This is a genomic window from Aliiroseovarius crassostreae, from assembly GCF_001307765.1.
GTDB lineage: Bacteria > Pseudomonadota > Alphaproteobacteria > Rhodobacterales > Rhodobacteraceae > Aliiroseovarius > Aliiroseovarius crassostreae.
This window is the reverse complement of record NZ_LKBA01000006.1, coordinates 429,693-443,437: the sequence shown is the minus strand read 5'-3', so window position 1 is coordinate 443,437 and position 13,745 is coordinate 429,693. Positions and strand designations below refer to the sequence as shown.

At 60.1% G+C, this 13,745-nt stretch carries 16 protein-coding genes; 14 read left to right on the top strand and 2 right to left on the bottom strand.

The window, feature by feature from the left end; all coding sequences use genetic code 11:
- Positions 1-61 precede the first annotated feature (61 nt).
- The 10 genes from AKJ29_RS08505 (at position 62) to AKJ29_RS08460 (ending at position 8,487) form a co-directional block, all read left to right on the top strand.
- Entirely contained in the window at positions 62-1,414 is a 1,353-nt protein-coding gene (locus AKJ29_RS08505) for a Na(+)-translocating NADH-quinone reductase subunit A (protein ID WP_055189843.1), read from the top strand.
- Positions 1,415-1,417: 3 nt separating this feature from the next.
- A complete protein-coding gene (locus AKJ29_RS08500) occupies positions 1,418-2,617 on the top strand; it encodes an NADH:ubiquinone reductase (Na(+)-transporting) subunit B (RefSeq protein WP_055189841.1) in 1,200 nt (399 codons plus the stop codon).
- Positions 2,610-3,428 carry a Na(+)-translocating NADH-quinone reductase subunit C gene (locus AKJ29_RS08495; RefSeq protein ID WP_055189839.1) on the top strand — a complete coding sequence of 273 codons (819 nt, stop codon included), beginning with the start codon at positions 2,610-2,612 and terminating at the stop codon, positions 3,426-3,428. Before AKJ29_RS08500 ends, AKJ29_RS08495 begins: the two co-directional genes overlap by 8 nt.
- The gene (locus AKJ29_RS08490; RefSeq protein WP_055189837.1) at positions 3,428-4,081 is read left to right on the top strand and encodes an NADH:ubiquinone reductase (Na(+)-transporting) subunit D; all 654 of its coding nucleotides are present in this window, start codon (positions 3,428-3,430) and stop codon (positions 4,079-4,081) included. The genes AKJ29_RS08495 and AKJ29_RS08490 overlap by 1 nt, the downstream gene beginning before the upstream one ends.
- A complete protein-coding gene (nqrE, locus tag AKJ29_RS08485; RefSeq protein ID WP_055189835.1) occupies positions 4,081-4,689 on the top strand; it encodes an NADH:ubiquinone reductase (Na(+)-transporting) subunit E in 609 nt (202 codons plus the stop codon). Before AKJ29_RS08490 ends, nqrE begins: the two co-directional genes overlap by 1 nt.
- A gap of 10 nt (positions 4,690-4,699) precedes the next feature.
- Positions 4,700-5,923 carry an NADH:ubiquinone reductase (Na(+)-transporting) subunit F gene (gene nqrF, locus AKJ29_RS08480; protein WP_055189833.1) on the top strand — a complete coding sequence of 408 codons (1,224 nt, stop codon included), beginning with the start codon at positions 4,700-4,702 and terminating at the stop codon, positions 5,921-5,923.
- 269 nt (positions 5,924-6,192) lie between these two features.
- Positions 6,193-6,948 carry a DUF1538 domain-containing protein gene (locus tag AKJ29_RS08475; protein WP_055189831.1) on the top strand — a complete coding sequence of 252 codons (756 nt, stop codon included), beginning with the start codon at positions 6,193-6,195 and terminating at the stop codon, positions 6,946-6,948.
- Complete coding sequence (locus tag AKJ29_RS08470; protein ID WP_055189829.1) at positions 6,945-7,727, top strand: DUF1538 domain-containing protein; 783 nt, start codon at positions 6,945-6,947, stop codon at positions 7,725-7,727. Before AKJ29_RS08475 ends, AKJ29_RS08470 begins: the two co-directional genes overlap by 4 nt.
- Complete coding sequence (locus AKJ29_RS08465) at positions 7,724-8,077, top strand: P-II family nitrogen regulator (RefSeq protein WP_055189827.1); 354 nt, start codon at positions 7,724-7,726, stop codon at positions 8,075-8,077. The genes AKJ29_RS08470 and AKJ29_RS08465 overlap by 4 nt, the downstream gene beginning before the upstream one ends.
- Complete coding sequence (locus AKJ29_RS08460; protein ID WP_055189825.1) at positions 8,074-8,487, top strand: CBS domain-containing protein; 414 nt, start codon at positions 8,074-8,076, stop codon at positions 8,485-8,487. The genes AKJ29_RS08465 and AKJ29_RS08460 overlap by 4 nt, the downstream gene beginning before the upstream one ends.
- A 45-nt stretch (positions 8,488-8,532) precedes the next feature.
- On the opposite strand, the gene AKJ29_RS08455 is transcribed toward AKJ29_RS08460, so the two are convergent.
- Both AKJ29_RS08455 and AKJ29_RS08450 read right to left on the bottom strand, forming a co-directional pair.
- A complete protein-coding gene (locus AKJ29_RS08455; protein WP_055189823.1) occupies positions 8,533-9,099 on the bottom strand; it encodes a UbiX family flavin prenyltransferase in 567 nt (188 codons plus the stop codon).
- Positions 9,096-10,601, bottom strand: a complete 1,506-nt coding sequence (locus tag AKJ29_RS08450; RefSeq protein ID WP_055190519.1) for a UbiD family decarboxylase — start codon at positions 10,599-10,601, stop codon at positions 9,096-9,098. Before AKJ29_RS08450 ends, AKJ29_RS08455 begins: the two co-directional genes overlap by 4 nt.
- Before the next feature lie 143 nt (positions 10,602-10,744).
- Here AKJ29_RS08450 and ubiT point away from each other — a divergent pair, with 143 nt between their 5' ends.
- From ubiT to AKJ29_RS08430, 4 genes are read left to right on the top strand one after another with little or no spacing between them, the layout of a single operon-like run.
- A complete protein-coding gene (gene ubiT, locus AKJ29_RS08445; RefSeq protein ID WP_235477357.1) occupies positions 10,745-11,287 on the top strand; it encodes a ubiquinone anaerobic biosynthesis accessory factor UbiT in 543 nt (180 codons plus the stop codon).
- The gene (ubiU, locus tag AKJ29_RS08440; protein WP_055190515.1) at positions 11,287-12,264 is read left to right on the top strand and encodes a ubiquinone anaerobic biosynthesis protein UbiU; all 978 of its coding nucleotides are present in this window, start codon (positions 11,287-11,289) and stop codon (positions 12,262-12,264) included. Before ubiT ends, ubiU begins: the two co-directional genes overlap by 1 nt.
- 13 nt (positions 12,265-12,277) lie before the next feature.
- Positions 12,278-13,183, top strand: a complete 906-nt coding sequence (gene ubiV / locus AKJ29_RS08435; protein ID WP_055189821.1) for a ubiquinone anaerobic biosynthesis protein UbiV — start codon at positions 12,278-12,280, stop codon at positions 13,181-13,183.
- Positions 13,184-13,197: 14 nt separating this feature from the next.
- Entirely contained in the window at positions 13,198-13,719 is a 522-nt protein-coding gene (locus AKJ29_RS08430) for a DUF2478 domain-containing protein (RefSeq protein ID WP_055189819.1), read from the top strand.
- Positions 13,720-13,745: the final 26 nt, after the last annotated feature.

Genomic DNA, 13,745 nt, shown 5'->3' with positions numbered 1-13,745 from the left:
ACTTTCACCCAGGGCAATCTCATTGCATAAGCTACCCAGCCAATCTGAAGAGGGGAACACTGTGCAGCGTTTCTTGCTACGCAAGGGATTGAATATCCCTATATCCGGAGCGCCAAGGGTTGACATCGAAAACGGGGCTGAACTGCGTCGTGTCGGTATCCTTGGAGATGACTATCTTGGGTGGAAGCCACGTATCCCCGTTGAGGTGGGTGATGTGGTTGGGGCTGGTGCCCCTGTGCTCGTCAACAAGGACATGCCTGATGTGCAGGTGGTTTCCCCTGTGACCGGCAGGATCTCTGCGATCAATCGGGGCGCGCGGCGCAAGTTGATCAGCATCGAGATCGAGGTGGATGAGAGCGCAGCCGAGCCTGTTGATTTTTCCGGGGTAGGGGATGTGTCCTCACCCGAGGGCGTGGTGGAACGTCTGTGCGCCGCCGGTCTGTGGACATCGTTCCGCACCCGTCCTTATTCCAAGACTCCAGCCCCGGACACGCGTCCTGCCGCGATTTATGTCAATGCGATGGACAGCGAACCGCTGGCTGCGGACCCGGCCCTGATCATTGCCGAAGAGGCAGAGGCGTTCACCAGCGGGCTTGAGGCAGTGGTCTCGCTCTCGGACGGAAAGACCTATCTGTGTCACAGCGATGGAACCTCTCTGCCGGGGCAGGATCTGGCCGGGGTGGAGGCCGCAGCTTTTGCCGGGCCGCATCCGGCGGGGCTTTCCGGCACCCATATGCATTTCCTGGAACCGCCCCGCGCGGACAAGACCGTCTGGACCATCTCCTATCAGGACGTGATCATGATTGGTCGCCTGCTCCTGACTGGTGAATATGACGCGCGCCGGGTGATTGCTCTGGCCGGTCCGGTCTGCAAGGATCCTCGTCTCCTGCGCACGGTGGCTGGTGCGTCGATGGCGGATCTGGCGGCGGGTGACCTGCCCGCGGATCTGCCGGTGCGGATGATTTCCGGTTCTGTTCTGAGCGGCCGCGCGGGCGCGGGTGAAAGCGCCTATCTGGGCCGCTATGCACGCCAGATCACCCTGATCGAAGAGGATCAGAAACAGATCCCGATGGGCTGGATCCGTCCGATGTTTTCGAAATACGCGGTGCAACCGGTGTTGGGCTCTGCGCTTGCGCGCCTGTCGGGGCGCACCTTCCCGCTGACATCGAACCTGAACGGGGGGCGCCGTGCGATGGTGCCGACCGGCACGTTCGAAACCTTGATGCCGCAGGATTTCCTGCCGACGCAGCTGATGCGCGCGATGCTGGTGATGGATACCGATCAGGCGCAGGCGCTGGGCGCACTAGAGCTGGACGAAGAGGATCTTGGTCTGATCGGCTTTGCCTGTCCGGCGAAATATGAATACGGTCTCGCGTTGCGCGATTGTCTGACGAAGATCGAGAAGGAGGGGTAAACCTTGGGCTTGCGAAACTTTTTCGATCGGATCGAGCCGCATTTTGAAAAGGGCGGCAGACTGGCGAAGTATTATCCCATCTACGAGATGGTGGAGAGCTTCGTCTATACACCGAAAACCGTGACCACCGTGGCACCGCATGCGCGGTCTTACGTGGATATGAAGCGGATTATGACCTATGTGGTCATTGCCACGATCCCCAGCATTCTGATGGCTCTTTATAATACGGGTTATCAGAGCAACCTTGCGATTGCCGAATTTGGCCCCTCGGGCTGGCGCGCGGGCATCATTGAAGCGCTGGGCATTGGCTTTAATGCCGCCAATCCGTTGGCCAATATGCTGCATGGGCTGCTTTACTTCCTGCCGATCTATATCGTGACCCTCGTGGCGGGCGGCATTTTCGAAGTGATCTTTGCCACCGTGCGCAAACACGAGGTGAACGAAGGCTTCCTTGTGTCCTCGATGCTTTACGCGCTGATCCTTCCGGCCACCACGCCTCTGTGGCAGGTGGCGATGGGCATCATCTTTGGTGTGGTGATCGGTAAAGAGGTCTTTGGCGGCACCGGCAAGAACTTCCTCAACCCGGCGCTGACCGGCCGGGCGTTCCTTTACTTTGCCTACCCCGCGCAACTGTCGGGCGACAGTGTCTGGGTGCCGGTGGATGGGTTCACCGGGGCAACCGCGCTGGCTGTCTCTGCCGCGGATGGTTTTCAGGAACTTGCCGCGCGTGGCGTGACATGGTGGGACAGCTTCCTTGGGTTCATTCCTGGCTCGATGGGGGAAACGTCGACCCTGGCGGCGCTGATTGGTCTTGTTTTCCTGCTGGCCACCCGCATTGCCAACTACCGTCTGGTGCTGGGCTGCCTGATCGGGATGATCGGGTTTTCGACGCTCTTGAACTGGATCGGGTCGGACACCAACCCGATGTTTGCCATGCCGTGGTACTGGCATCTGGTTGTTGGCGGGTACGCCTTTGGTCTGGTGTTCATGGTCACCGAGCCTGTGTCGGCCGCTCAAACCAATATGGGCCGTTATTTCTATGGCGCCCTGATCGGTTTCATGGTGGTGATGATCCGCGTTGTGAACCCGGCCTTCCCGGAAGGCATGATGCTCGCCATCCTGTTCGGCAATGTCTTTGCGCCGTTGATCGACTACTTCGTTGTTCAGGCCAATATCAAACGTAGGGCGAAGCGAAATGCCTAACGATCTTCAAAACGACACTGCGCCGAAGGGCGCGATCCGCCGGTTCCTGGATCTGCCCGCAGATTCCGTTGCCAAAACCGTTTTCGTGGCCGTGACCCTTTGCCTTGTGGCCTCGATGGTCGTGTCCGCCGCCGCCGTGGCCCTGCGCCCGTTGCAGGTGGTGAATGCGCTTAAAGACAAGCAGATCAACATTCTGCAGGTCGCCGGGATCTATGACCCGAACGTAGATGTTCTGGAGGCATTTGCGGCCTTTGAACCACAGGTTCTGGAGCTGAAAACCGGGGCCTTCACCGACGCCTTTGATCCGGCCAGCTTTGATGACCGCAAGGCCGCCGATGACCCCGCGACCTCGGTTGCGCTGGAGGACGACCCCGCAGGGATTGGCCGTCAGGGGCAGTTCGTGACCGTTTATCTGCTGCGCGACGAGGCTGGCGCCATCGACAAGGTGATCTTGCCGCTGCACGGCTATGGCCTGTGGTCGACGCTTTACGGCTATATCGCCTTGGAAGAGAACGGCAATGACATCTTTGGTCTGCAGTTTTACGAACATGCGGAAACGCCGGGCCTTGGGGCCGAGGTGGACAACCCGCGCTGGAAGGCACTGTGGAAAGGCAAAAAGCTGGCGGATGCGAGCGGAGATCTGAAGATCAGCGTGAGTAAGGCAATGCCGGCCGCCGGGGCGGAGTATCATGTGGATGCGCTGGCCGGGGCCACTCTGACCACGGCAGGGGTGAATAACCTTGTCAATTTCTGGATGGGTGAAGCGGGTTACAAGCCGTTTCTGGAAAATCTGAAAGCGGGGAACATCTGATGGCGCATAAACGCAAAGATATGTTGATCGACCCATTGCTCGATAACAACCCGATCGCGCTTCAGGTTCTGGGGATCTGTTCGGCGCTCGCGGTGACCTCGTCGCTGCAGGTGGCCTTTGTGATGGCGGTTGCCGTGACCTTTGTGACGGCGTTCTCCTCGATGTTCATCTCGATGATTCGCAACCACATTCCCGGCTCGATCCGCATTATCGTGCAGATGGTGATCATCGCGTCCCTCGTGATCCTGGTGGACCAGCTTCTCAAGGCCTATGCGTTTGAGATTTCGAAAACCCTGTCGGTTTTTGTTGGCCTGATCATCACCAACTGTATCGTGATGGGCCGGGCCGAGGCATTTGCCATGAAGAACCCGCCGGTCGACAGTTTCATCGACGGGATCGGCAACGGTCTGGGTTATGGGCTGATCCTGATGCTGGTCGGTGTTGTGCGTGAGCTGTTTGGCTCGGGCAGCCTGTTTGGTGTGACCATCCTGGAAACCGTGAATAACGGTGGCTGGTATGTGCCGAACGGCCTCTTGCTGCTGCCGCCATCGGCATTCTTCATCATCGGTCTGATCATCTGGGCCTTCCGCACATGGAAGCCTGCGCAGGTCGAGGAACGTGAATATGAAATTCAGAACGTTGGGGGGCACTGATGGAAGGGCTCATCTCACTTGCCGTCAAGGCGATCTTTGTTGAAAACCTTGCGCTTAGCTTTTTCCTTGGCATGTGTACCTTCATTGCCGTGTCGAAAAAGATCTCGACCGCCATCGGTCTGGGCATTTCGGTGATGATCGTTCAGGCGATTACCGTACCGGCCAACAACCTGATCCTGAGCTACCTGCTGGCGCCCGGTGCGCTGGCCTGGGCCGGGTTTCCCGATGTGGATCTGACCTTCCTTGGTCTGATTTCTTATATCGGGGTGATTGCAGCCCTGGTGCAGATCCTGGAAATGGTGCTCGATAAGTATTTCCCGCCGCTTTACAACGCGTTGGGTGTGTTCCTGCCGCTGATCACCGTGAACTGCGCCATCCTTGGCGGGTCGCTGTTCATGGTTGAGCGGGGCTATGACTTTGCCGAGGCTGCGACCTACGGTCTGTCGTCGGGCTTTGGCTGGGCGCTGGCGATCACGGCAATGGCCGGGGTGCGCGAAAAGCTGAAGTATTCGGACATCCCCGATGGCCTGCAAGGGTTGGGGATCACCTTCATCACCGCAGGGCTGATGGCAATGGCCTTCATGTCCTTCTCTGGCGTGAAACTCTGAGGGGGAAGACATGGAAACTTTTAGCCTAGGTATCATCCTCTTCACCCTGATCGTGCTGGCGCTGGTGGCAATCATCCTCGCCGCGCGGTCGAAACTGGTCTCGACCGGCAATGTGAACATCACCGTGAACGGCGAGAAAACCATCTCGGTCCCTGCTGGTGGCAAACTGTTGCAGACGCTGGCGGAACAGAAGCTCTTTGTCCCTTCCGCCTGCGGTGGTGGCGGCACCTGTGCCCAATGCCGGGTGAAGGTGCATTCCGGCGGCGGCTCGATCCTGCCGACCGAGGAAGGCCACATCACCAAGCGCGAAGCGGCCTGTGGCGACCGCCTGTCCTGTCAGGTGGCGGTGAAGCAGGATATGGAGATCGAAGTCCCCGAAGAAGTGTTCGGCGTGAAAAAGTGGGAATGCACCGTGCGTTCCAATGAAAACGTCGCCACTTTCATCAAGGCGCTGGTGCTGGATCTGCCCGAAGGCGAGGATGTGAATTTCCGCGCCGGGGGCTATATCCAGATCGAGGCGCCCGCGCATAAGCTGAGCTATACTGAATTCGACATCGAAGACGAGTATCGCGAAGACTGGGACAAGTTCAATCTGTGGCAATATGAGAGCGTCGTGGATGAGCCGGTCGAGCGCGCCTATTCGATGGCCAACTACCCGGATGAAAAGGGCATGATCATGCTCAATGTCCGTGTTGCCTCTCCGCCCCCGGGGGCCGAGGGCATCCCGCCGGGCAAGATGTCGTCTTACATCTTCAACCTCAAACCCGGTGACAAAGTCACCATTTCCGGCCCCTATGGTGAGTTCTTCGCCCGTGAGACCGACAAGGAAATGGTGTTCATCGGTGGCGGGGCCGGTATGGCGCCGATGCGTTCGCATATCTTTGACCAATTGAAGCGCCTCAAGAACAAGGATCGCAAGATCACCTTCTGGTATGGGGCACGCTCCAAGCGCGAGATGTTCTTTGTCGAAGATTTCGACGAACTGGCCAAGGAGTTCCCGAACTTCACCTGGCATGTGGCCCTGTCGGATGCGATGCCCGAGGATGATTGGACCGGCTATACCGGCTTCATCCACAACGTGCTGCATGATGAATATCTCAAGGACCACCCGGCGCCGGAAGATTGCGAATTCTACATGTGTGGCCCGCCCATCATGAACTCGTCGGTGATCAATATGCTCCTGGAGCTGGGGGTAGATCGCGAAGACATCATGCTGGATGATTTCGGCGGCTGACACGCCTGACCGGACCGACTGGATTGGACGGGACGGAAAAGACAACAAGGGCTGTGCGCATTTTGCGGACAGCCCTTTTTCCTGTCGGCAAGTTTTTCTTCCGGCAAGGCGGGCGCAGCAGGCGTATCAAATCCGCAACCACGGCGCAGTTTTCGCGCATAGTTTCCTTTCCCCCCCGGCACAAATCTTTTACCTTGATCTGATACATGTTCATAAGCGGGCCTGTCCGCTAGATTGTTTAATAAGACACCGAGGCTGAGCACCCGCCCATGATCGCTGAATTCAAGGCTCTTTCCCGCCTGACGCTGGACACGGCGCGCGACCTTGCGCCCATTGTCGGCGTGGTGGCGGTGTTTCAGTTTCTGGTGCTGAAGCAGCCGATTGATGACATTTCGACCAAGCTGATCGGGCTTTTGTTCGTGATGATCGGACTGGCCGTGTTCATCCGCGGGCTGGAGCTTGCCCTGTTTCCACTGGGGGAAAGCCTTGCAGATGCCTTTGCCAACAAGGGTAACCTGTTCTGGCTGTTGCTTTTTTCCTTTGCGCTGGGGTTCGGCACCACCGTGGCGGAACCCGCACTGATTGCCGTCACCGGAGAAGCCGCACGCACCATGAGCATGATCGGCGCCGTGGCGGATGAGCCTGCCGCGCAGAACGCCTATGCAGATGCGCTGCGCTATACGGTTGCGGTTGCGGTGGGGGCCTCGCTGGTGATTGGCGTGTTGCGTATCCTGTTGGGCTGGCCCATTCAGTATCTGATCATCGGCGGTTATGTGATTGTCGTGATCATGACCTGGTTTGCACCGCCTGAAATCATCGGCATTGCCTATGACAGCGGGGGCGTGACCACCTCAACCGTGACCGTGCCGCTGACCACCGCGCTGGGGGTGGGGCTGGCCTCTGTGATCAAGGGGCGCAACCCGATGATTGACGGGTTCGGGCTGGTGGCCTTTGCCTCTCTTCTGCCGATCATTTTCGTGTTGGGCTTTGGCATCGTGGCCGTTGCCGGAGGAGAGACGGGATGATTGCAGACCTCATTCGAACCATCCTGTCCACGGTGCTGGACATTCTGCCCATCGCGGTCATTTTGGCGTTTTTCCAGGTGGTTGTGCTGCGTAAACCGGTGCCGCATCTGCGGCAGGTCCTGCTTGGATCGGTTTACGTGGTTCTGGGCCTTGGATTGTTCCTGTTTGGCCTTGAACATGCGCTGTTCCCGATTGGCGAAAGCATGGCGCGGCAGCTGACGGATCCGTCTTTTATCGGCAATCCGGCTGATTGGAGCGCTCATGGCTGGACCTATCTTTTTGCCTTTGCCATCGGGTTTTCCACCACCATTGCCGAACCCTCGCTGATCGCCGTTGCGTTAAAGGCGCGGGATGTTTCAGGCGGGGCGGTCAGCGCCTGGGGGTTGCGGATCGCTGTGGCGATTGGTGTGGCGCTGAGCCTGGCGGTCGGCACCTACCGAATTGTCACAGGGACGCCACTCTATCTTTACATGATCGTCGGCTACGTGATTGTTATTGCCCAGACCATGACGGCGCCGCGGATGATCGTGCCGCTGGCCTATGACAGCGGGGGGGTGACCACCTCTACCGTGACCGTGCCGCTGGTGGCGGCGCTTGGGCTGGGGCTGGCCTCGACCGTGCCGGGTCGCAGCCCGGTGCTGGACGGGTTTGGGCTGGTGGCGCTGGCCAGCCTCTTCCCGATGATCACGGTTATGGGCTATGCGCAGCTTGTGGAATGGAACGCGCGACGTAATGGTATGAAACAAGTCATCAAAGGCGACAGAGAGGATGCGCCATGAAATTCAAATTGATCATTGCCCTGGTTGAGGATTGCAAGACCGACACGGTGCTGGATGCCGCCCGCGCCGCCGGGGCCACCGGGGCCAGCGTGATCACCTCTGTGCGCGGTGAAGGGCTGAAACAGAAAAAGACCTTTCTGGGTCTGACCGTTGCCGGTCAGCGCGATATGGCCTTGTTTTTGGTAGAAGAGCACAAGGCGGCCTCAATCATGGACGCGGTTGCCGACGTCGGCGCTTTTTGTGAGGAGCCGGGCAGCGGTGTGGTGTTCCAGATTGATATCGAAGATGCGATCGGGCTGGAAACTCAGGTGGCTGCTCTGTGTGATGTGCTGAAGGAGGATGAGCTATGAGCCAACCGGAAGTGACCCGTGTGCGCAATGCCATGCAGCCGGATCCGCGTGTGGTGGACGGGCTGTCTTCAACCCGCAAGGCACTGGAAATCATGGAAGAAACCGGGGTGGACGCGCTGGTGATCGGCAAGCGGGATGACGCGGATGAATATGGGTTGATCACCATCGGCATGATTGGCCGGGATGTGATCTCGCGCAATCGCAATCCAAACCGCGTCAGCATTTACGAGATCATGGAAAAACCCACCCTGACCGTGTCCGCCGCGATGCAGGCGCGTTATGCGATCCGCCTGTTGACCCGGCTTGAGGCGACCCACGCGCTGGTGACCGAGATGGATCTGGTGGTGGGCTATGTAACCCTGCGCGACCTGACCCTGGCCGAGTTCCGCGACCAGTTTCCAAAAGAGTAACGTGCAGGGGGGGCTTCGGCCACGCGCCCCGGTGCCGGACCGAAGTTACGTTTCCGACCAGGCCTGTGCCTGCGCAGCCCCCAGTCGGAGCAGGTCAATCGCACGGGCGGCAATCTGCGTTACGATGTCATCCACGCTGCTCGGTTTGAGGTAAAAGGCGGGAACGGGCGGCAGGATAATGGCCCCCATCTCGGTGGTTGCGGTCATATTGCGCAGATGGGCCAGTGTCAGCGGGGCCTCGCGCGCCAGAAGCACCAGTTTGCGTCGCTCCTTGAGCTGCACCCCGGCCGCACGGGTCAGCAGGTTATCGTCCAGACCATTGGCAATCGCCGCGAGGCTGCGCATGGAGCAGGGGGCGACAATCATCCCGGCCACGGGCACGGATCCCGAGGCGATGCTGGCGCCAATATTGCGCACATCGTAATGGACCGCGGCAAGCGTGCGCAGTTCGTCAAGAGCTCCTGCGCCGCATTCCTCCGCCAGGGTGCGCTCTGCCGCCGGGCTGACCACAAGGTCGATCATCGTCTCCATTTGTGCAAGCTGTCGTGCAACCGACAGGCCGAGGGCGGCGCCCGAGGCGCCCGATAAACCCAATATCACCCGCTGTTTCATGATGTCATCTCCGGCATCACCCGTGCCAGAAGGTCGGTGGCAAAGGCGGCGTCTTCGGGGGCGGTCTGCATGACGGTGCCCCATTCGCGGCGGGTTTCTGCCCCCAGCTTATTGGTGGCATCTATCCCCATTTTCCCCGCAAGCCCCGGCTCGGGAGAGGCAAAATCCAGATAATCCATCGGTGTGTTTTCCACCATCATCACATCGCGGGACGGATCCATCCGCGTGGCCAGCGCCCAGGAGATGTCATCCCAGTTGCGCGGGTCGATATCCTCGTCCACGACGATGATCATCTTGGTGTAGCTGAACTGTGCCAGCATCCCCCAAAGCGCCATCATCACCCGGCGCGCCTGACCGGGATAACGTTTGCGGATTGAAATCACCGCCATCCGGTAGGAACAGGCCGCTGGTGGCAGCCAGAGGTCGTGGATCTCGGGGATCTGTGCCTGAATGGTGGGCAATGCCAGCTGGTTGAAAACCTCGCCAATGATGGCCGGTTCATCGGGGGGACGGCCGGTATAGGTGGAGAGATACAGCGGATCCTTGCGGTGGGTGATCGCGGTCACGGTCAGGACCGGGAAATCCTCGGCATTGTTGTAATAGCCAGTGTGGTCGCCAAACGGTCCCTCCGGGGCCATCTCCGTGGGGGAGACATACCCCTCGATCACGATCTCGGCTTCGGCGGGCACCATCATCGGAATGGTCCGGGCCGGCACCAGCCGGGGACGCTGGCCGTTCAATGCGCCGGAAAATGTCAGCTCGGACACGTTTTCAGGCAGGGGGAGGGCCGCTGACAAAAGCATTGCTGGGTCTGCACCAAGCACAATTGCAACGGGGGTCTTCTCGCCCGCCCGGACCCAGCTTGCGTGATGATGCGCGCCGCCCCGATGGGCCAGCCAGCGCATGATGATTTTGTCGCGGCCAATCACCTGCGCCCGATAGACGCCCGCGTTGTAGCGCGCCACATCCTCGGCAGAGCTGCCTTGGGGGCGGGTCAGAACAATGGGCCATGTGATCAGCGGGCCCGCATCGCCGGGCCAGTGGGTGCAGACGGGGATCGAGGCCAGATCGACCGCGTCGCCTTCGCAGATAACCTCCTGCACGGCGGCTTTGCGCACCGTTTTGGGGCGGGTTGCCAGGGCCGCTTTCAGCATCGGCCAGCGTGACAGCGCATCACGCATGCCTTCGGGTGGGGTGGGGGCACGCAGCGCCGCCAGGAATGCGCCAAGCTCGGGCACGTGTTCCAGTCCGATGCCCAGCCCGGCGGCCACGCGGGCGGTTGTGCCGAACAGGTTTGTCACCACAGGCATGAGTGGTCCAGCCCCCTCCGCCACCGGATGATCAAACTGCAAAACCGGCCCGCCGTGTTCCAGCACCTGACGATGCACGGCGGTCAGTTGGTGGCGGATTGAAACCGGATCGGAAATGCTCTGAAACTGGCCGCTCTCGCGGCACCAGTTGAGGTAATGGCGCAGGCTGGGAAAGGACGGGTGGGTACGCACGACTGGGATCTCCTGCATCAGGTCCTTCGGGTCCTAGCAGCAAAAATCTGCCTCTGAATTGACAATGATCAATTTGTCGCAGGGGCCAGGGGCGTAGCAATTGACCAGAACCAGGTTCAACTCGGGTGGGAAAGGAGCTCCATTTGACCCAGCCAACATTGACGATCCCGCATGTCCCGCGGCTTGCCGCGCGGGCCCTGCGGGGCTTGCCCTTGATGCCACTGTCCTTTTCGCTCACTGCATATGCCCGCAAGATTGCGGTGCAGCATCCGGGGTTGTTTCGCCGGTTGGGGGAGCATGTCCACACGCCGTTTGTGCTCGACCCGACCGACCTGCCCTTTGTGATTGAGATGCAGCCGGGAGGGGGCAAGCCGAAGATTCGCGTGGTGCGGGGCACCGGACGCGGAGAGGCGCGGATCGCCGGGCCGCTGGCCGCCCTTTTAGGGCTTGTGCACGGGGCTTATGATGGGGATGCGCTGTTTTTCTCACGTGATCTGGTGATCGAGGGGGACACCTCTGCCGCGCTGGCCCTGCGCAATGCGGTGGATGATGCGGAACTGGACCTGAGCGAGGAGGTGGCGCGGATCTCTGGCCCGCTTGGGGCTTATGTGCAAAAGGCGCTGGCCTTTGCCGAAGCACGCACCGGTGTTGTGCTCAGCCGGCAAGAGGAGTTGGGCGCATGGTGATGGAAATTGTCTGTCCCGCCGGCACCCCTGCCGCCCTGCGTGCTGCCGTCAAGGCGGGCGCCCACACGATCTATTGCGGCTTTGCCGACGAAACCAATGCCCGCAATTTTCCGGGGCTGAATTTTGACCGGGAGGAGATGCGCGAAGGCATCCGTTTTGCCCACCAGAACGGCTCGAAAGTGCTGATTGCAATCAATACGTTCCCCTGTGCCGGGCGAGAGGAAATCTGGCATCGGGCGGTGGCGGATGCCGAGACTTGCGGCGCGGATGCGGTGATCCTCGCGGATGTTGGTCTCTTGGATTATGCCGCACGCAACCACCCGAACCTGCGCCGTCACCTCTCGGTGCAGGCGGCGGCAGCGAATGCGGATGTGATCAACTTTTATGCCAGGGAGTTCGGCGTGAAACGCGTGGTGCTGCCGCGGGTGCTGTCGGTGCCGGAAATTGCCGCGATCAATGCGGAAACTGAGGTCGAGACCGAAGTGTTCGTGTTTGGTGGCTTGTGCGTGATGGCGGAGGGGCGCTGTTCGCTTTCCTCCTATGCCACCGGGCGCTCGCCCAATATGAACGGGGTCTGTTCGCCTGCAAGCCATGTGGAATATCACGACGAAGGTGGGGTGCTGGATGCAAAGTTGGGCGGATACACGATCCACCGTGTCGGCAAAGATGAAAACGCCCCTTATCCCACATTGTGCAAAGGGTGTTTTACCGCTGGTGGCAAAGACGGGCATCTGTTTGAGGACCCGGTGAGTCTGAACGCCGAGAAGCTGATCCCGCAATTGCAAAAGGCCGGCGTGACCGCCCTCAAGATCGAGGGGCGGCAGCGGTCGCGGTCTTATGTGGCGCAGGTGGTGCGCAATTTCCGGGCGGCGGTGGACGCGCTTGAGGCCGGGTTGCCGATGCCGGAAGGCATGCTTGCCCGCCTGTCCGAAGGGGGCGCGATGACCACGGGTGCTTACAAGAAAACATGGCGGTGAAGGAAAGATGACCATGGAACTGACCGTTGGACCGAACCAGTTTTTCTGGACTGCCGATCGCTGGTCCGAGCTTTATTCGGACCTTGCCAAAGCGCCGGTGGACCGGGTGTCGCTGGGCGAGCTTGTGTGCTCAAAACGCCTGCCCTTCTATCACGACCGCATTCCCGAGGCCGTCGCCACCTTGCAGGAGGCGGGCAAGGATGTGGCCCTGACATCGCTTGCGCTGGTGACCCTGAAACGGGAACGCAAACTGACCGCAGAGCTGGCAGAGATGGGGGTTGAGGTCGAAATCAATGACCTGACTGCGATCAGCTATCTGCCCGAAGGAACGGCGTTTTCCGTGGGGCCGCTGGTGAATGTCTATAATGAAGGCACGCTCGACTGGCTGGCCCGCCGGGGGGCAACCCGGATCTGCCTGCCACCTGAATTGCCGCTTGCGTCGGTGCAGGCGCTGGGCGCCAAAGGGGCAGAGCTGGGACTGGTGATCGAGGCCTGGGGCCACGGGCGCCTGCCACTGGCCATTTCCGGGCGCTGTTATCACGCCCGTCGTCATGGGCGCACCAAGGACAATTGCCAGTTTGCCTGCGAAGAGGATCTGGATGGGCTTGACGTGCGAACGATGGAAGACAAACCCTTCCTGACCATGAACGGGGTTCAGACCCTGTCTGACAGCTATGCCTGCACGGTGCACCAGATTGACATATTGCGGGATGCGGGCGTCACCGCGCTGCGCCTGTCGCCGCAATCCAATGGCTTCCTGCGACTATGTGCGATCTATGCGCAGGTTCTGGCAGGGGAGATGATGCCGGACATGGCGGCACAGGAAATTTCTGAACTGGACGCCAATACCCGCCTGTCAGATGGCTTTCTGACCGGTGCGCGTGGGGTGGATTGGTCCGGGGATGGTGCTCTGGCGTAAAAGGGAAATGTGACATGAGAATTGCACGGATCAGTTCCACGGAACGTGGCAAGGTGGATCAACTGCTCAGCGAGGTGGCTGAATTGTTGCAGTCGCAGGGACGACAGCTGGCCGGCATCGTCAAGGATCACAGCCATGACAGCCAGTTCGACAATGGATGTGACATGAAAGTGCGCGTGTTGCCCGGTGGACCGGTGATCCAGATCACCCAGAACCTGGGGGCGGGATCAGATGCTTGCCGCCTGGATCCCGGCGCGATTGCCAACGCGGTATCCGCGGTGGAAGGCGGGGATTTGTCCGGCGCGGACCTGTTTGTGCTGAACAAGTTCGGCCCGGAAGAGCTGAATGGGCGCGGCTTTGTCTCGGCCATCGGCAAGGCGGTCACTCGGGACGTGCCGGTTCTGGTTGGTGTGGGGGTGAACAGCCGCGCTGAGTTCGATGCGTTTGCCGGGGGCGAAGCGGTTGAACTTGCCCCGGAGAAAGACGCGATCCTGAACTGGTGTCGCTCTGTCCTCGGTGACGTTCCCCAAACCTGAGACGCCCAGAACTTTGATATCTTCTG